Consider the following 18,223-nt stretch of genomic DNA (forward strand, 5'->3'; position numbering starts at 1 on the left):
GATGTTTTTTTTTCGTCATTTTAAAAGTTCAAGGACCCATCTTTTAGGATGGTCAGCGCTCGTTCTTTTTATCGGACTGCCGGCATGTGAGAAACATCCTTCCGCTGAAAATATTACTTCCTCTTCTTCTCCAGACTTTCCAAACTCTTCCGATTCAGACGGCGCAATTTCGGAACCCAATCATCCCGGGACCGGAGTCATGGGACAAATTAATGTTTATAAAGACCGGCTGAAAGAAAATCCCAAAGACCTTGAAGCTCTTATTTTTCTTGGGAATTCTAATTTTGATATTAAACGGTTTGAAAAAGCAAAGGCCCTCTATCTTCAGGCCCTTTCCATTGATCCGAAAAATCCGTCTGTCCGGACCGACCTTGCGACCTGCTTTAGAAACCTGAAACAACCTGATCAGGCCGTGGCGGAGCTTCGGACTGTTCTTGCCTTGACTCCAGGACATCCTCCCGCGCTCTTTAACCTCGGGGTGATTTTATTGAATGATTCGGGGGACAAGGAGGGAGCGATTGAGGCGTGGCAGCAACTCCTTGAAACTCATCCGAAACATGAACTGGCCAGGGGGTTGGCGGAAAAAATCAATCAACTCAAGTCGACGGGAGCCCTGTCAGAAAAATGAGATTGATATTGGTCCTTGGATGGATTTTCGTTTTTGTTTTTATCTTAATGACGTTTTTTCTCTCGCTTTTTAAAAGAAAGTTTCCAAAAGATGCGATTGAAAAAGGGTCTGATATGGTTTTAGACGAGGTGTGCCGGGTGTATGTTCCGAAAGAGCGGGCTAAATTCCTGAAATTTAAAGGGCGAGACCGGTACTTTTGCAGTCGAGCGTGTGAAGAGAAGTTTTTAGCCCAGGCCGGGAAATGATCAATGCCGCTTTCTAATCTAAAGCATCTTATCGAGGAATATGAGACCTGTATCCGCTGCGGAGCCTGTCTTGCGGTTTGTCCGACCTTTGACGCAGAGTTAATTGAGTCTTACGGCCCCCGCGGGAGGGTCCAGTTGGCCGGCCGTTTTATTCTAAATCAAATGGAGGTGACCCCCGGATTTACCGACAAGATGACCTCCTGCATTGATTGCAAAGCGTGTGTCGCCGCCTGCCCCAGAGGCGTTGAACTCGACACCCTTTTCAATGCGGCAAAGGAAAAGGTCGCCTTTTTTAAGGGAATGGGATTTTTCAATCGATGGATTGCAACGGGAGTTCATTGGGGATGGCCCCTCTATCCGGTCTTAAAAGTTTTGGATTTTTTAAGAAGAGTTTTTTATGAGCGTATTTCCGCCGGGTCTTTTATGGGTAAATGGCTCCCTTTCGTACGAAACGGAAAAAAACGTCATCTCCCTCCAATTGCGCCGGTTCCCTTTTATCGTTGGTTTAAAAAACAATTGAAATCTGCCCCGGTCAAAAGGCGGATCGTCTTTTTCCCGGGATGTGTGATTAATTTTTCAGATACTGAAATCGGCAAATCGACCGTGGATGTTTTACGCCATTACGGGATTGAAACCATTCTTCCTCCGGCCCAGCTTTGTTGCGGAATTCCGCTGATTTCGATGGGAGAAACGGAAACCGCAAAAAAACTGGCTTTGAAGAATATCGAAATGCTTGAAAACCTGGAAGTCGAAGCCATGATTACCGCATGCGCTTCCTGTGCGTATACTTTTAAAAAAGAATATCCGAAACTTTTGGGGGATGACCATGAAAAAACCGGTCGCTTTGGTGAAAAAGTTTGGGATATCCATGAATACCTTGAACAGAGAGTCAATTACAAAGAAGGGCTGGGGGTTCTGTCCCGTTTGGTCACGTTTCATGATCCCTGTCATTTAAAAAGAGGGTTGGGGATTTCTGAACCCCCTAGAAACATTTTGCAGGCAATCCCGGGAATACAATTTAAAGAGATGGCGGACGCGGACCGCTGCTGTGGATTCGGGGGGATTTTCTCTTTGAAACATTATGATCTTTCGATGAAAGTGGCGGAAGAAAAGGTCACGCGAATCGATGAAAGCGGAGCGGAAATGGTGGCGACGGGATGTCCGGGCTGCTCATCTCACATTGGGGACGCGTTGTCACAGGCGGGAAAACGAATTGAGGTCAAACATACGGTGCAGATTCTGGCGGAATCCATCCGGAATATTAAAATGAAAGGGGTTTAAAATGAAGTTTTTTATTGATTCGGCCAACGTGAAGGAAATCAGGGAGGCTAACGATTTAGGCGTAATCGACGGGGTAACGACAAATCCCTCGTTAGTTGCCAAAGAGGGAAGAAACCTGAAGGAAGTCATTCAGGAAATTTGTTCCATCGTGGATGGTCCAATCAGCGCCGAAGTCGTCAGTCTCGATTCGGAGGAGATGGTGAAAGAGGGCCGTGGTCTGGCGAAGATCCACCCCAACGTCGTTGTTAAAATTCCGATGACCCCGGACGGATTAAAGGCGATTAAAAAATTAAGTCAGGATGGGATTGCCGTCAATGTAACGCTTATTTTTTCTCCCATTCAGGCTCTTTTGGCCGCCAAGGCGGGAGCGGCGTACGTCAGCCCTTTTGTCGGGAGGTTGGACGATATCGGACATGTCGGGATGGATCTCATTCAGCAAATTGTGACGATCTTCAATAATTATGTTTACAGGACGGAAGTCCTGGTGGCCAGTGTGAGAAATCCCGTCCATATTATTGACGCGGCGATGATGGGAGCCCATGTGGCGACGATTCCCTATCAGGTGATCATGCAGTTAACGAAACATCCGCTGACGGACTCCGGTTTGAAAAAATTCCTGACGGACTGGGAAAAAAACCCCCAAAAACAATAGCTGGAAACAGCGGGGGAGGTCATCCATTTGAAACCCGAAACCGTTTATTTGTCCGAATTGTTAACAGTTTTGGGCTTGACTCCTCAAACCCACATAAGCTACCATCCCGACTTAATTAAAAACGGGGTAGAGGTTCCGTAAGAGATGAAAATTTCTAAGGTCATCATTGGATCAGATCACGCCGGGTTTGATTTTAAGCAGAGTGTCATCAATCAGTTAAAGGATCAAAAGGTTGAGGTGGAAGATGTCGGAACCCGCTCCAAAGAATCGTGTGATTATCCCGATCCTGCGATGAAAGTCGCAGAGGCGGTTTCGGAGGGGAAAGCGGACCGGGGCGTCTTGATCTGCGGTTCCGGAATCGGCATGTCCATCGTCGCCAACAAATTCCCCGGGGTCCGTGCGGCGCTCGTTCACGATGTAGAGACCGCCAAACTTAGCAGGCGGCATAATAACGCAAACGTCCTGATTCTTGGAGAAAGAGTGTTAAACCCTCAGCGAATTCCTGAAATTTTGTCAGCATGGCTCGACACCGAATTTGAGGGAGGGAGACATCAAAGGCGTTTGGACAAAATTGAAGCTTTAGAAAAAAAACTCTATAAGTGAAGCAACCGGCTTAGCCGGTGCGGAACGCGGGGTTCGGGGGCATTGCGAGTGAATTTCTTGAAGGCCCCTGAATATAAAAAGTGAAGCAACCGGCTTAGCCGGTGCGGAACGCCCAGCGAGCAACGCGAGCGAGAGGGGGAGGCTCAATCCGGCTTTGCCGGTTGAGGGGGCGACGTGAGCCCCTATAAAAGATCCTCCTGAATATGAATGAGAGGTAATCATGTCTTCATTAAAGCAGATCGACCCTGAAATCTTTCAGGCTATAGAATCCGAAAAGAAACGGGAAAAAGAAAAAATTGTTTTAATTGCCTCGGAGAATTACGCAAGCAAAAGCGTGATGGAAGCCCAGGGGTCGGTTCTGACGAACAAATACGCGGAAGGATATCCTGGAAGACGATACTACGGCGGCTGTGAATTTGTCGATATTGCCGAACAGCTTGCCATTAACCGTGCCAAAGAGATTTTTAAAGCGGAACATGTGAACGTTCAACCCCATTCCGGGTCACAGGCCAATATGGCGGTTTACTTTTCGGTCTTGAAACCAGGGGATACCATTTTAGGAATGAGCCTGGCTCATGGCGGACATTTGACGCACGGGAGTCCCGTGAGTTTTTCCGGAAATCTTTATAAAGTGTTTTCTTATGGTCTTGACAAAGAAACCGGGCTCATTAACTACAAAGAGGTTGAAGAGCTGGCCATGACCTACCGTCCTAAAATAATCATTGCCGGCGGGAGCGCATACTCCCGGGTGATTGATTTTAAACGCTTTAGAATGATCGCGGACAGCGTGGGCGCTCTTTTCCTTGTGGATATGGCCCACTTTGCCGGCCTCGTCGCGGCGGGAATCCACCCCAACCCGGTGGAATGGGCTGATTTTGTAACCTCGACGACCCATAAGACTTTGAGGGGACCCAGAGGCGGCCTGATCTTATGTAAAGAACGGTTTGCGAAGGCGCTGGACAAGGCAATTTTTCCCGGTCTTCAGGGAGGGCCGCTCATGCATGTGATCGCGGCGAAAGCGGTTGCGTTTAAAGAGGCGATGACGAAAGAATTTAAGAATTATCAAAAGCAGGTCGTCGTGAATGCCAGGACGCTTGCCAGGGCGCTCGTCAATAAAGGTTATCCGGTCATCTCAGGGGGAACGGACACCCATTTGATGCTGGTTGATTTGAGGAGCCAATCGTATTCTGGCAAGGATGCTGAGGCTGCGCTGGATGTGGCCGGGATTACCCTGAACAAGAACGCGATTCCTTATGATACCAAACCCCCTTCCATTACCAGCGGGGTCAGAATCGGAACGCCTTCGGTGACCACCCGGGGAATGAAAGCCGGCGAAATGAATCTGATCGCGGGGATGATCGACACGGTTCTGAGCAACCTGGACAGCCCTGAGGTTTTTGAAAGCGTGAAAAAAGACGTCAAAACCCTTTGCAGAAAATTTCCTCCTCCTTTTGTTTAAGGATATCTTTCTAAATGGATAACTCCGTTTCAGCCTCGACCGCCAACGGTGAACCCAAGCAGGAGTTGCGCCGGAATGTGACCATCTGGGGCTCTTATATGTGGGGTTTTGCCGATGTAGGAGCAGACAGCTATGTTGCCCTGGGTTTGGTAATGGCCTATGTGCAGGGGGCAACGGGGCTCGCTTTTGCCCTGGCCGGGATCGTCTACATTTTTATCGGATTGGCCTATACAGAGCTTGCGTCAGCATATCCGGTGTCCGGAGGAGGCCCTTATTATTGCTTAAGAGGCCTGGGGGATTTCTGGGGGTTTATCGCCGGTTCGGCGTTGATGCTCGATTATACGATTGATATTGCTCTCTTCGCGGTTGCCAGCGCGGGATATATTAATTTTTTCCTTCCTTCAATGATTGGCCATTCGATCGAGTATTTTGCGATGGACCTCGGTCCTTTTCACCATGTGAATCCCCTGTGGTGTATAGAATCTCTTGTCATTATCGGGCTTCTCATTGCATTAAATATTAAAGGCGTCAGAGAATCCTCCTTATTAAATGAGGTTTTGGGAGGGGTGACCATTGCCATGGAATCTCTTTTGGTTATCATTGGTTTTGTGTTTGCCTGGAAACCTGATCTTCTGGTCGATCAATGGGTTCATCAATTTCCCTCTTTTCATAATTTTATGTATGGTTCTTCTCTGGCGATTATTTCTTTTGTCGGGCTGGAATCGATTTCTCAGGCCGCTCAGGAAACACGCCGGCCGGCCACGATTATTCCACGGACGTCGATCACCCTCGTTTTTTCTGTTTTTATCTTTGCTTTATCGCTTTCGATTTTGGGGTTGGGCGTGCTCCCCTGGCAGGAATTCGCCAAACATTTGGACAATCCCGTCGCGGTGCTTGCGGGAGCTCTTCCGATTATCGGCCCGGTTGCCGGGATCCTCGCGGCCTTACTGGGCGCTATTATCCTTTTTATTTCATCGAATGCGGGAATTATGGGGGCCTCACGGCTGGCTTATTCCATGTCCCAATTCAAACTGATTTCAGGTTGGTTTGACGCTGTTCATCCCAGGTATTATACACCGGTCAGAACCATTTTTGTTTTTTCAATGGTCGCGGTAATACAGACCTTTCTTTCCTTCCTCTCGCCAAGCGCCATGGATACCCTTGGAAATATGTATGCGTTTGGAGCGACGTTGGGCTATACCATGGTGTTCATCGCGATGATTAAATTAAGATTTTCAGACCCCTACAGCCCGAGGCCCTATCGGATGCCCTTGAATTTGAAATGGAATTATAAGGGGAAGACCGTCTATATTCCGGTGCTCGCTTTTTTCGGGATGCTCGGGGTGGGTTCAATTTTATTTGAAGTGATTTTGACCCATGCCATAGGCAGGATTGCCGGACCGGCCTGGATTTTGCTTTGTTTTGGCTATTATGTCTGGTATCGAAAAAAAATGGGGCTTCCTGTCTTTAAGAGCGTTGAGCGGGATTGGGAAAAAGAACAGATCATGGTGTTAACTTCAGCCGAGGAATTTGAGCTGGTCGAAGAATATAAAAGCGCCCTGGCGGGAAGGGATAAGCTTTTGGGGGTTAAACCCAAATGAAGAGAGTCGTCCTTTCGTTATTTAAAGAGTGGAGGTGGGGGGATTATGTTCAACTTATTCACTCACTGGGCTTTGTCCTTTTTGGATTTTTAATCCTGGTTCGATTAAGAAAACAAGACGCATCTCTTGGCTATGTGATCGGTTTATCCTTCCTTTCTTTCGGGTTATACCGTATCAAACTGTTTATCGATTATTTTCGGAAGGTTTATGGAGATTCGAAAAAGGAATTTTTAATTCGTCATTAGTTATGGAAATTCACGCTCATCTATATGGAACCCTGCTGGCCCTTATGTTTTCCTCTTCAATGGGCTTTCTTCTCTGGTGGATGCTCCACCCTCCGAGACAGGTGGGAGAAGCGGCGGCAAAAGCAAGGCACTCTTTATTTGCGGTTAAAAAGATACTGGTTCCTACGAGCGGTTTTCCCTATTCCGAGAGGGGGGTTGAGCTGGCATGCCGGCTGGGTCAGAAACAATCGGCGGAAATTTTTTTGACCTATATTATGGAGGTTCCCAGAACGATGCCGTTAGGGGTCCCTTTGCCCGATCTTGAACAAAAGGCAAAAGAGTCTTTGGACCGGGCGGAATCGATCGTCGTCCTTCATGGCCTTAAAACCGAGAAAATGATCCACCGGGCCAGGATCGCCGGAGAAGAAATTGCCAGGATTGCCAGAGAAAAAGATGTCGACATGATTGTTCTTGGAATCCGTTCCCATATCGGCTTAACGGAGAACCTGTTGGGACACACGTCGGACGTAATTTTACGCCTTTCCCCGTGCGAAGTCATTATTGATAAACTCCCGGGAGAGGTCGTTTAGGGAAAACATTGTTATGGAATTAAAGAGGGATGCAAGATGAGAGTCGTAATTGTAGGATCAGGCCGGTTGGGCTCCAGCGTTGCCATGAGCCTGGAAAAAGAAGGCCATCAGGTGACGATCGTTGACGAAGTAGAAGCCAAATTCAGAAATCTGGAAAGTCCCGGCTCGATCCGGAAATTGACCGGTAATATTTTTAATGAGGAAATCCTCGAACAGGCCTTTGGAGACAAAACAGATGTGGCGATTGTTGTGACCGGCAAAGACAACGTCAATATTATGATTGGTCAGATTATCAAATTGAAACGAAACGTCGGCCGGGTTGTCGTCCGTATTTTTGATCCTCCGCTGGCAGAGGTTTATCAAAAGCTGGGGATCGAGACGGTTTGTCCAACAAATTTTGCGTTGGCCAATATTATTAACCTTATTATTAAGTGAAGCCACTGGCTCTGCCAGTGACGGATTGTGGAATGGTCGTGGTTAGACCGAGACGGATTGTGGAATGGTCGTGGTTAGACCGAGACGGATTGTGGAATGGTCGTGGTTAGACCGAGACGGACTTAGGAATGGTCGTAGTTAGACCGAGCGTAACGCGGGGTTCAGGGGCCATCGGAGCATCCGCCGAAGGCGGGGCGTACGGGCCCCTGAATAAGAATGAGGTCAGGCGGATATGTATATTATCATTGTGGGCGCGGGAAAAGTCGGCCTTAATTTAGGGACGTTGCTTCTTGCCCAGAAACACGAAGTCCTTTTAATTGAAAACGACCGAAATAAGCTGCCGGAATTAAAGAAGGTCTTTGGCGAATCGGTGATGGAAGGGACCGGATCAAGAGTCCAGGTGCTCAAAGAAGGGGGAGCCAATCGGGCGGATGTCCTGGTTGCGGTGACAGGGAAAGATGAAGATAATCTGGTGATCTGCCAGCTCGCAAAAACCATTTTTCATTGCCGGCGAACCATTGCCAGGCTGCATGACCCTCGCCATGAGGATGTCTTCGCAAAATTAGGCATTGATGCGACGGTCAGTTCGACGCGAATTATTGATTCTTTGATTGAAGAACAGGTCCAGGCTGAAGATATGGTCATCCCGCTGCTCACTTTAAGAGGTGGAAATGTGGAGATTATTGAATTTGAACTTTCTCCGAACTCCCCGGTTGTCGGAAAGAAGTTAAAAGATATCCAGCCCTCCGAAGGGGCAATTTTGATTTCAATTCTGAGAAAAGAAGACGTTATTCTCCCCAAAGGAGAAACAGAATTACAGGCCGGCGATCGAGTGGTGGCTTTGATTAAAAAAGGGGCAGAAGGAGGGATTAAATCCATCCTCCTTTAAGCGTTTTCTATTTCAGTTTTGAAACATTTTAAGGGCCAGGAGTTTCATCTCTGAAAAAAACAGGTTTTAAAAAAAAAGTTTAACCCTCCAGCCCAAAACTCCCTTGACTTCCCGTTTGAACGATTGATAATATTGAGCCCCCGCAAGTAATTTTTTGGGAGAAATAAGGAGTTTTTTGTGCGCTGTCCTTTCTGTACCCACGTCGAAGATAAGGTTGTTGATTCCCGCTTAAGCAAAGAGGGCGACGTGATCAGAAGGCGCAGGGAGTGTATCTCCTGTGAGAGACGGTTTACGACTTATGAGCGCGTTGAAGGAAACTTTCCGATGGTGATCAAAAAAGATGGCCGGAGGGAGCCATTCGATCGTCATAAAATTCTGCAGGGAGTCAAAAAAGCGTGTGAAAAAAGACCGATCAGCGTGAGCACGATGGAAGAGGCCGTCGCCCAGATCGAAAAGAAAATTCAGGAGATGGGCGAGTCGGAAATTCCGAGCTATGTCATCGGTGAAGAAGTGATGCGGAAGTTGAATGAATTAGATCCTGTCGCCTACGTCAGGTTTGCTTCAGTCTACCGGGAATTTAAAGATATCAATGAATTTATGAATGAACTTAAAGATTTATTAAAAGAGGAAAGAAGAGAGAAGCCCCATGATCATGAAAGGAAATAAATTTCCGGGGGGGATACATCCTTTTTACGGCAAAGAATTTACCGAAGGAGGAAAAACGGAAACCCTTCCATTACCGGACAAAGTCGTCATCCCCCTTAGCCAGCATATCGGTGCGCCGTGCAAACCTTTAATGACTATCGGCGCGATGGTCAAAAAAGGCGAACTGATTGGTGAAACAACCGGTGTCATCGCGGCTCCGATTCACGCCTCTCTTTCCGGAAAAATAACGAATATCGGCCCTTCTCCGCATCCCGGCGGAAATCAAATTCTTTCGATGACGATTGAATCCGACAAAAAGGATGAATGGATCGGCGGTTTTGAAGAACACCCCGACACGCTTGATATAGATATAGAAACGATTAAAAAAATCATTCACAAGGCCGGAATTGTCGGGCTGGGGGGCGCCGCTTTTCCCACCCATGTCAAATTAAATCCGCCAAAAACCAAAAACGTGCATACCCTTATTTTAAACGGTGTGGAGTGCGAGCCCTATTTAACCGCTGACCACCGTCTGATGGTCGAACAGCCTAACGACGTGATCGAAGGGTTGAAAATATTGACCCGGATTCTGGGTATTAAAAAAGCTTATATCGGCATTGAAGACAATAAGAAAGACGCGCTCAGGATCATGGAACAGGCCGTTAAAAAAGAGGGGAGCCGTTTAGTCGAAACCCATGTGGTCGAACTTGAAACCAAATATCCGCAAGGGGGCGAAAAACAACTCATTCAGGCGATTCTGGGACTTGAAGTTCCAAACGGCGGGCTTCCCATGGATTTGGGGCTTGTGGTTCAGAACGTGGGGACCGCCGCCGCGATTTACGAAGCCGTTCGGTATGGAAGGCCGTTAATCGACCGGATTATTACCATAACAGGGAGGGGAATTGCTCAGCCTAAAAACCTGAGGGTCAGAATCGGCACCCTGGTCCGGGATATCTTGAGTTATTGCGGCGGGTTCGCGGGTGAGCCTGGCAAAGTCATTATGGGAGGTCCGATGATGGGTCCAGCCCAATATACGCTTGATGTTCCGATTGTGAAAGGAACCGGCGGAATACTTGTTTTCCCCAAGGAAGAAGTTTCGGTTGAAGAAAGCCGTGCCTGTATTCGTTGTGCCGCCTGTATAGAAGTCTGTCCGGTGGGACTTCTCCCCAATATGCTTTCGATCACGGCTGAAGTTTTAAATTTCGCTGAAGCAAAAAAATTTCATCCGCTTGCCTGTATTGAATGCGGGTGCTGTTCTTACGTTTGCCCTTCCCGCAGACCGATTGTGCATCAAATTCGCCACATTAAAATGGATATGGCGTCGACCAAGAAAAAAGTGGTCATGGTGACATAATCCGGGCTCTTGATAATAGCTGAAATTAAATAAACCTGATATGGATTAATTCCCATGCCCGAAGATGTAAAAGATATCACTCCCCCGGTGACTGAACCCAAGACAGTGTCTGCGCCCACGAAGCCAAAGTCCGCTGAAAAAGAAATGGTTCTCGGAATTTGGCCTCATATTCGCACAGAGACCAATATCAATAAGATTATGTACACGGTGATCGCCACCCTTATTCCGGGGGCGCTGGCCGGGGTTTATTTATTTGGATGGAGCGCCATCCAGGTGATTGCGGTTTCTATTGTTGTGGCGATGGGCACCGAAGCCGCGATGCAAAAGTTAATCAAGCAGAAAATGACGGTGTTTGACGGGAGCGCGATTTTAACGGCTTTGCTGCTGGCGATGACGCTTCCTCCGGGATGCCCCTGGTGGGTTACGGCTTTCGGCTCTTTTTTTGCGATTGCGATCGGAAAACAGATTTACGGCGGATTGGGCTACAATCCCTTTAATCCGGCCCTGGTCGGACGGGTGGTTTTGCTGATCGGTTTTCCCCTTCAAATGACAACCTGGGAAAACCTGCATCCCCTCTTTTCAGGTGTTGATGTCACGACCGGCGCGACCCCCCTTGGAGATGTGCAGGTTGCCCGGCTCTCTCACAAACCTGTGCCGGATATGGAGACCCACCAGTTCTGGAATATGTTTACCGGCAATACCATGGGAAGTCTGGGGGAAACTTCGGATCTCCTTTTGATTCTGGGCGGGCTCTATCTTTTGTACAAACATTTTATTACCTGGCATATTCCCGTGTCGATGATTGGAACCGTTGTCATTTTCAGCGGAATTTTCTGGCTCATTGATCCGGCTCATTATGCAAACCCTCTTTTTCATGTTCTCTCCGGGGGATTGATGCTCGGGGCGATTTTTATGGCGACGGATATGGTGACCTGCCCGAATACGCCTAAAGGACAACTCGTCTTTGGGGCGGGGTGCGGCCTCTTAACCATCATTATCCGGATGTGGGGGGGATATCCCGAAGGGGTTTCCTTCGCGATTCTTCTGATGAACAGTCTGACGCCGATGATCGATCGGTATATTCAACCCCATTTATATGGAGCAAAAAAAGGTGCAGGGAATAAATAAACTGGTCATTGCGTTAACCGCTGTCTGTATGGGGGCGGCTTTTATTCTGGGCGGGGTTTACGCCTTTACCAAAGACAATATTGCCGAGCAAAAACGGCAGAAAAAAATCCGGTCCTTAAAATCGGTTCTTCCGGCAACAGACAATGAAATCGATAAAGACTTTGTTGAAGTCGATCAGGGGAAAGATTCAAGAGGAAACCCCCTCAAAGTCGTCCTTTACCACGGCAAGAAAGACGGAAAATTAGTAGGGACAGCCTTTTCTGTCGTAGCCCATGACGGCTATTCCGGCGATATTGAGTTTATGCTCGGTGTGGCTCCGGATAAATCGATCACCGGAATTGAAATCATCAGCTCTAAAGAGACCCCCGGCCTGGGCGATAAAATTTCAAAAGAGAGCTGGCGGTCAGAGTTTAAAGGTAAATCGCTGGAAACCAAGACGGATAAAGGAACCCCTTTCCTGGATGTTAAAAAAGACGGGGGAGGAATTGACCAGTTTTCAGGGGCGACCATTTCTCCAAGAGCCATGGTTAAAGCGGTTAAAGAAGGCTTGAAGATATATGAAACCGTTGCCTCCAAATCCTCTTGAAAAAGGAATTTAGAGGTTTGACTTCAAACGGATGGCAGTGGTACCCTTATAACTAAGGATAAAATAAGGCAAATTCAGTAGGGTATTTGAGAAATGATAGAAATCAGCTTTTGAGAGGGATGAGATATGGCAGAAATAAATAAATTAGCCGCAGAAATTACCGATATCCAACCCGGTATTCAGGTGCCCAGTTTTTCCCTGGCGAAATATAAATATCTCTGGGTTGATTTTATGAATGGACTCTGGTCAGAAAATCCGGTTCTGAAACTCATTCTTGGCATGTGTTCAACGCTTGCGGTGACCACATCGACCCAAAATGGATTGGGAATGGGTTTTGCCGGGCTCTTTGTGCTGACGGGATCGAATGTCATGGTTTCAGCCTTGAGAAAAGTGATTCCTGCAAAAGTGAGGATTCCTGCTTTTATTGTCATTATTGCCGGGTTCGTCACTCTGACCGATTTAATGATGGCGGCTTACACCCCTGGCCTTTACGAGGCGTTGGGCATCTTTATTCCTCTCATTGTGGCTAACTGCATTATTCTCGCCCGTTCTGAGGCTTTTGCCGCCCGCAATCCGGTCGACCGTTCATTAATGGACGGATTAGGCATGGGACTGGGTTACCTTGTGACTCTTACGGTATTAGGGACCATCAGGGAAGTATTTGGCAACGGAACCGTTTGGGGGGTCAGCGTTTTTGGAGAGCACTATATTCCGATGATCGTGTTTATTCTTCCGGCGGGATCTTTTATTATCCTCGGGCTGTTAACCGGTCTGTTTAACCGGATTATGGGAAATAAGAAAATTTCGACAGAAGTCGGGTGTCACTAGCGAAGCCATCCGGCTTAGCCGGTGCTGAGCCTCCGAGCTTGTTTTGGGAGTGCTTTAGCAGCGTACATAAGGGGTTAAGTCAATGGCATTGAGTGTATTTCGCGAAGACCCCAAATATAAATAAAACCCTGAACGTTGAGAAGAGGTCAGTTGGCCTCCTATCGAGGGATCACGTTAAGGAGAATGGTTATGACAGAGTTAGTCTTATTATTCATGAGTACCCTGGTCGTTAACAACTATGTTTTAACAAAAATCTTGGGATTATGCCCATTTTTAGGAGTGACGAAAAAGGTAGAAAATTCCGTTGGCATGGGGTTGGCGACCATGTTTGTGATTACCGTCGCATCCTTAATCGCCTGGTTTGTCGACGTATATCTCCTGAGCCCTCTTCATATTACCTATCTTCGAACGGTTATCTTTATTTTAATCATCGCCGCCCTTGTTCAGTTATCTGAAACCATTATGGAAAAAACAACGCCGGCGCTTTATCAGTCTCTGGGTATCTATCTTCCCTTAATCACGACAAATTGTGCTGTTCTGGCGGTTCCTCTCTTAATTATGAATAAAGGATATAATTTCTGGGAAACACTGGTTTACGCGATCGGGGCTCCCGCAGGGTTTTATCTTGCCTTAATGATTATTTCAATGATTAGAGAAAACCTTGCTTTCGCAAAAATACCGCGTATTTTTCAGGGGGCGGCCATTTCTTTAATCACCACCGGGATTCTGGCGCTCGCCTTTATGGGATTTTCCGGCTTAATCAGAGAATAAATTTTATTCCATTTAAATAACGATTCAACGTAGGAGTTTACTGAATCTATGATCATTGAACTATTGACGATGGGAAGTATTGGAATTATCTCAAGCTATGGGCTGGGGTTTGCCGCTAAAAAATTTCATGTCCAGCGCGATCCGAAAATCGAGCAGATTGACGATGTTCTACCTCATGCCCAGTGCGGCGCCTGCGGGTACCCGGGCTGTAAGCCCTTTGCAACGGCGGTTGTGGCAGGGGAGGCCCCGCTCACAGGATGCACCGTCGGCGGCGCGGTGACGGCAAAAGCCGTTGCGGCGGTCATGGGTGTTGAACTGAATAATACCGGCGCTGAAGAACGGTTAGTCGCAAAGATCATCTGCAAAGGGGGGTGTGAGGAGACCACCAAGAAATTTACCTATGACGGAGTTTATGACTGTACGGCCGCAACGCTGGTTGCCGGAGGAGACAAATCTTGTTCCTTTGCCTGTATCGGGTTGGGAACCTGCGTAGCGGTTTGTCCCTTCCCCGGGGCCATCGCCATGGACGAAAATATGCTTCCTATCATTAATGATGATTATTGTACCGGTTGCGGCATTTGTGCCATTGCCTGTCCGAAAGATGTGATTGAAATGTGGCCGGTAAGTAAAAAGGTGATTGTCGCGTGTGCGTCTCAGGATAAGGGTTCCGCCACCAAGAAAAATTGCACCGTGGGATGCGTGGCCTGCGACCAGTGTGTCAAAACCTGCCCCTACGAAGCGATTACCATGGAAAACAATCTCGCAAAAATTCATTATGACAAATGTATCAACTGCGGATTATGCATCCCCAGTTGTCCGACCGATACCATTTCAGATTTTATCGCCCTGCGGCCTAAAGCTGTGATTTATGAGAGCTGTACCGGCTGTTTAATGTGTAAAAAAGCCTGTCCCGTTGACGCCATTGAAGGGGAGTCGAAGCAGATCCATATCGTCGACAAGAACAAATGTATCGGATGTTATATCTGCGCCGATATCTGTCCGGTTCCCGGAGCTCTGGAAATGGTCACGGAAGAGCGGTTTGATATGGTGATGGCGGAGCTCGCGCCAAAACTCAAACTGGTTAAAACCGGAAAATAATCTTTTCTGAAAGAAAAAATGAAAATAAAAAAGGGGAGCAGAAATGTTCCCATTTTTTATTTTTGGGGTCTTCTTCTCTTTTTTCTGTCTTGAAAGGAAAGATCGTTTGTCGTATCATCTTCTCACCTTGAAGGAGAAAGTGGTCATGACTGACGTGCTGAAACTGCTTTCCAACACCGCGGACGGGGTGTTTGCCATCGATTCCGAGTGCCGGTTCATCTTGTGGAACAAAGCGGCCCAGGAGGTCCTGGGATTTACACCGGATGAGGTGCTTGGAAAATTATGTTATAAAGTTCTTCCCGGTAAAGACTCGGCGGACAATCCTTTCTGCTTTAAAGGATGTTCAGTGGTGAGTGTGGCCAAAAAGGGGCGCCTGGTTAAAAACTATACGATTCAGATGACCACAAAAGCTGGCCATCAGGTATGGCTCAATGTAAGTATCCTGTTGGTTCCGGGTCCGGGGCGGAAAGCTCCCATTATTATCCACCAGTTCCGGCCGGTATCCGGTCCGGAGAGAGTCGAAGGCCTTGTTGAGCAGGTCGCTTCCAGGGTGTTGGAAGTTTTGAAAGTCAGGGGCCGCGTCCCCGGGGCTGACCAGGCTTCTTCGGCCACAAAGATGTCGGTCCTCACCCGGCGTGAAACTGAAATCCTCAGGCTGATGGCCCAATGCCTGGGGACAAAGGAGATCGCTGACAGGCTCTGCATCAGTTATTCCACGGTGCGTCTTCACATTCAGCATATCCTTGAAAAACTCCAGGTGCACAGCAAGGTGGAGGCTGTGGCCCTGGCCTTTCAGCAAAATCTCATTCAAACTCTTTCCGTTAAATAAACACAACCTTCTTCTGAATTCTTATCACCAATTTTGTGATCGGGAAATCACCCATATAGCAATTGCATAACTAAAATAGTGCAATTGTCATATTGTCTCCCCCCACGATTTCAAGATAGCATAGCCTCCATATCTCGATTATATTTCATGTCGCCGGGTTCGTGGTTTGTGGCATCTGGTGACCGATTCCGGAAAATGTCAGTTTCGAACTAAAATAACCTTAACATCAAATAAAGATGGGAGATGATCATGAAGAAATTCTTAACTCTTTTAACAGTTGCACTGGTGATACTCGGATTTGCATCACCTTCTCTGGCAGGTCCCTCACGGGCCCTCGTTCAGGAACTGGGATCGGTCATCGGAGCGGATGAGATCAATGTCGATCTCGACTGGGTCGGTCAAAAACTGAATGTCCTGAGCACAGGTGACACAACGGTTGGAGGCGGCGGCGCCACAATCGGAAGTATGGGTTTATCAAGTGTCAATATCGGGATAACTCAAGCTCTTGAACTCCGGCTCGGCCGCTTGCCCGGTTTCAGGAGCGATCTAACTCTGCCAGCGGCAAACGCCAATAATCTTGGATTGACCCTGAAAGGCGCAGGCCTTGTCCCCGGGCTGGGCTACTGGATCGGTTATGGTTCCAGCTCATTAAGCAATACCGCGTCAGCGAGTAGTTCCGGTTCTTCGTTAAGGGTGGGAGCCGCCTATACCTGGGCAGGTCCTCTTATTTTGAACTTAAACCTTGGGTACGGTCAGGACACGGCGGGGGGCGTAGCGAATAATACAACAAACCTTGACGCCGCCGGGGCAGCTCTTTATCCCCTGAAATCCAATCTCATTGTCGGGGTAGAGCTTCTTTATACCTCTGTGGATATCGGTGGCGGAACTAAAATAGGCGTTATGGCTCCCGCGCTTGGCGCGCGGGCTACAGCCGGGAATTGGACGATAGATGCCGTTGCCGCGCTGCTTGGCACCAGCGTCTCTGTGACAGGGCAGCCCTCCAATGCATCGGCAACGGTGATCGGTGTTCCGAATCTGAGGATCAACTATAAACTTTAGTCTTCAGGATGTGTTGTTGGATGGACAACAACCTGAAAAAAGAGGTAGTGACCGGCGTATCGGACGTGACCTACAGTTCTGATCGTTAGAGGCAGTTGATCGGTGGTGAATTCCCGATCGCGAATCCGGCGATATGCGGGCCCGAGACCCACCGCGCAGGGTCAACGGGGAATTCAGAGTTGATTTCTAGGAATCCTCCCCCCTTGATGTGCAGATCAAGGGTTAATTTCCTTGGAATTCTTCTGGGTTCCCCGTTTTTTTTATAAATGGGCGGCCCCATCATGAAAGGAAAGATGAGATGGCAACGATCCGGATCCATCGGAGTGGAGAAATCTTGCATGAGAAAAAGGCGGTCTCAACCTACCTGAAAAAGCAGGGAGTAAACTATGAATTCTGGGGGGTGGAGCGGATCAATGGTCATCTGAAGGACTCCTACAGGCTCAGCCCTGACGAACAGCATGCAATCATTGAGTTTTACTCTCCGGAAATCGCCCGTCTGAAGTCCCGACAGGGTTACATTACGCAGGATATTGTGATGTTGTCCGATTTGACTCCAAACCTCGATTCGATCCTGGGAAAGTTCAGACGGGAACATCATCATGTTGATGATGAGGTGCGGTTTGTGGCGGACGGGAGCGGCGTCTTCACCATTTGGAAGGCGGACCTGATCTTCGATGTCACCGTGAGTGCCGGAGACCTCCTGGTGGTTCCGGCCTACACCCGGCACTGGTTTGACCTGACACCGGAGCGAAGGATCAAATGCATCCGCATCTTCAAGGACCCCTCTGGCTGGGCGGCCATCTATGACGACCCGGCTGCAATGAGAGCAAAATAGAATAAGCTGAGAGGTTAGAATGGTTAAATCGAAAAAAGAAACAGGTTCCCATTTGGGAATAGAGAGGATACTGGTTCCAACGGATTTTTCGGAATGTTTCCGGAAAGCGGAGGAATGCGCCGGATCCATTGCCAAAGTATTTAAAGCTGAAATCTTTCTTCTCCATGTGATGGAATTAGCGGGTTATCCACTCGTTACTTCCTGGATACAGCCCCCCTATCCATTTGATTTAAGGGAAGAATTGGTTGAAAAGACCAGGAAACAGGCGAATAAGTTAAAAGAAAGGGGAATCGAGGCCGAGGGTTATTGCATTAGCGGGATTCCTTCCATTGAAATCCTCAAAGCGGTTGAGGAGTATGCGGTGGACCTGGTGGTCATGGGGACTCATGGCCGGACAGGCCTGGCTCATATCTTACTCGGGAGTACGGCGGAGAGAGTGATTCAGCGGGCTCAATGCCCGGTGTTGACGATTCCGGTATTGAC

The 18,223-nt window shown here is 48.0% G+C and carries 22 protein-coding genes; all 22 read left to right on the forward strand.

What is annotated here, in order from left to right; translation table 11 throughout:
* Nucleotide 1 precedes the first annotated feature (1 nt).
* Nucleotides 2–628 carry a tetratricopeptide repeat protein gene (locus HYR79_11110; protein ID MBI1822247.1) on the forward strand — a complete coding sequence of 209 codons (627 nt, stop codon included), beginning with the start codon at nt 2–4 and terminating at the stop codon, nt 626–628.
* Nucleotides 625–873, forward strand: coding sequence for a hypothetical protein (locus HYR79_11115; GenBank protein MBI1822248.1), 249 nt, complete (start codon nt 625–627; stop codon nt 871–873). Before HYR79_11110 ends, HYR79_11115 begins: the two co-directional genes overlap by 4 nt.
* Before the next feature lie 3 nt (nt 874–876).
* A complete protein-coding gene (locus tag HYR79_11120) occupies nt 877–2,154 on the forward strand; it encodes a (Fe-S)-binding protein (GenBank protein MBI1822249.1) in 1,278 nt (425 codons plus the stop codon).
* Nucleotide 2,155: 1 nt separating this feature from the next.
* Nucleotides 2,156–2,806 (forward strand): fructose-6-phosphate aldolase, encoded by a 651-nt coding sequence (gene fsa, locus HYR79_11125; GenBank protein MBI1822250.1) that lies wholly within the window; start codon nt 2,156–2,158, stop codon nt 2,804–2,806.
* Between the two features lie 144 nt (nt 2,807–2,950).
* Complete coding sequence (rpiB, locus tag HYR79_11130) at nt 2,951–3,409, forward strand: ribose 5-phosphate isomerase B (protein ID MBI1822251.1); 459 nt, start codon at nt 2,951–2,953, stop codon at nt 3,407–3,409.
* A gap of 220 nt (nt 3,410–3,629) precedes the next feature.
* Entirely contained in the window at nt 3,630–4,868 is a 1,239-nt protein-coding gene (locus HYR79_11135) for a serine hydroxymethyltransferase (protein MBI1822252.1), read from the forward strand.
* A 14-nt stretch (nt 4,869–4,882) separates the two neighbouring features.
* Nucleotides 4,883–6,469, forward strand: a complete 1,587-nt coding sequence (locus HYR79_11140; protein MBI1822253.1) for an APC family permease — start codon at nt 4,883–4,885, stop codon at nt 6,467–6,469.
* Entirely contained in the window at nt 6,466–6,714 is a 249-nt protein-coding gene (locus HYR79_11145) for a hypothetical protein (GenBank protein ID MBI1822254.1), read from the forward strand. Before HYR79_11140 ends, HYR79_11145 begins: the two co-directional genes overlap by 4 nt.
* A 44-nt stretch (nt 6,715–6,758) precedes the next feature.
* A complete protein-coding gene (locus HYR79_11150) occupies nt 6,759–7,283 on the forward strand; it encodes a universal stress protein (GenBank protein ID MBI1822255.1) in 525 nt (174 codons plus the stop codon).
* 36 nt (nt 7,284–7,319) lie between these two features.
* On the forward strand, nt 7,320–7,718 hold the full coding sequence (locus tag HYR79_11155; protein MBI1822256.1) for a TrkA family potassium uptake protein: 399 nt from the start codon (nt 7,320–7,322) through the stop codon (nt 7,716–7,718).
* A 232-nt stretch (nt 7,719–7,950) separates the two neighbouring features.
* Nucleotides 7,951–8,607, forward strand: coding sequence for an NAD-binding protein (locus HYR79_11160; GenBank protein ID MBI1822257.1), 657 nt, complete (start codon nt 7,951–7,953; stop codon nt 8,605–8,607).
* A 177-nt stretch (nt 8,608–8,784) separates the two neighbouring features.
* Entirely contained in the window at nt 8,785–9,273 is a 489-nt protein-coding gene (gene nrdR, locus HYR79_11165) for a transcriptional repressor NrdR (protein ID MBI1822258.1), read from the forward strand.
* Complete coding sequence (gene rsxC / locus HYR79_11170; protein ID MBI1822259.1) at nt 9,257–10,606, forward strand: electron transport complex subunit RsxC; 1,350 nt, start codon at nt 9,257–9,259, stop codon at nt 10,604–10,606. The genes nrdR and rsxC overlap by 17 nt, the downstream gene beginning before the upstream one ends.
* 144 nt (nt 10,607–10,750) lie before the next feature.
* The gene (locus tag HYR79_11175) at nt 10,751–11,734 is read left to right on the forward strand and encodes an RnfABCDGE type electron transport complex subunit D (GenBank protein ID MBI1822260.1); all 984 of its coding nucleotides are present in this window, start codon (nt 10,751–10,753) and stop codon (nt 11,732–11,734) included.
* Complete coding sequence (locus HYR79_11180; GenBank protein MBI1822261.1) at nt 11,703–12,320, forward strand: RnfABCDGE type electron transport complex subunit G; 618 nt, start codon at nt 11,703–11,705, stop codon at nt 12,318–12,320. The genes HYR79_11175 and HYR79_11180 overlap by 32 nt, the downstream gene beginning before the upstream one ends.
* A 126-nt stretch (nt 12,321–12,446) precedes the next feature.
* Nucleotides 12,447–13,148, forward strand: a complete 702-nt coding sequence (locus HYR79_11185; GenBank protein ID MBI1822262.1) for an electron transport complex subunit E — start codon at nt 12,447–12,449, stop codon at nt 13,146–13,148.
* Between the two features lie 189 nt (nt 13,149–13,337).
* Nucleotides 13,338–13,919, forward strand: coding sequence for an electron transport complex subunit RsxA (gene rsxA, locus HYR79_11190; GenBank protein MBI1822263.1), 582 nt, complete (start codon nt 13,338–13,340; stop codon nt 13,917–13,919).
* A 48-nt stretch (nt 13,920–13,967) separates the two neighbouring features.
* Nucleotides 13,968–15,017, forward strand: coding sequence for an RnfABCDGE type electron transport complex subunit B (locus tag HYR79_11195; GenBank protein MBI1822264.1), 1,050 nt, complete (start codon nt 13,968–13,970; stop codon nt 15,015–15,017).
* Nucleotides 15,018–15,414: 397 nt separating this feature from the next.
* The gene (locus HYR79_11200; GenBank protein MBI1822265.1) at nt 15,415–15,846 is read left to right on the forward strand and encodes a response regulator transcription factor; all 432 of its coding nucleotides are present in this window, start codon (nt 15,415–15,417) and stop codon (nt 15,844–15,846) included.
* A gap of 249 nt (nt 15,847–16,095) precedes the next feature.
* On the forward strand, nt 16,096–16,905 hold the full coding sequence (locus HYR79_11205) for a hypothetical protein (protein MBI1822266.1): 810 nt from the start codon (nt 16,096–16,098) through the stop codon (nt 16,903–16,905).
* A gap of 298 nt (nt 16,906–17,203) precedes the next feature.
* Nucleotides 17,204–17,740 (forward strand): cupin domain-containing protein, encoded by a 537-nt coding sequence (locus HYR79_11210; GenBank protein ID MBI1822267.1) that lies wholly within the window; start codon nt 17,204–17,206, stop codon nt 17,738–17,740.
* A 19-nt stretch (nt 17,741–17,759) separates the two neighbouring features.
* A partial coding sequence (locus HYR79_11215; protein ID MBI1822268.1) for a universal stress protein occupies nt 17,760–18,223 on the forward strand: 464 nt, incomplete at its 3' end.

The organism is Nitrospirota bacterium (assembly GCA_016178585.1).
In the GTDB taxonomy this organism is placed as follows: domain Bacteria; phylum Nitrospirota; class Nitrospiria; order JACQBW01; family JACQBW01; genus JACOTA01.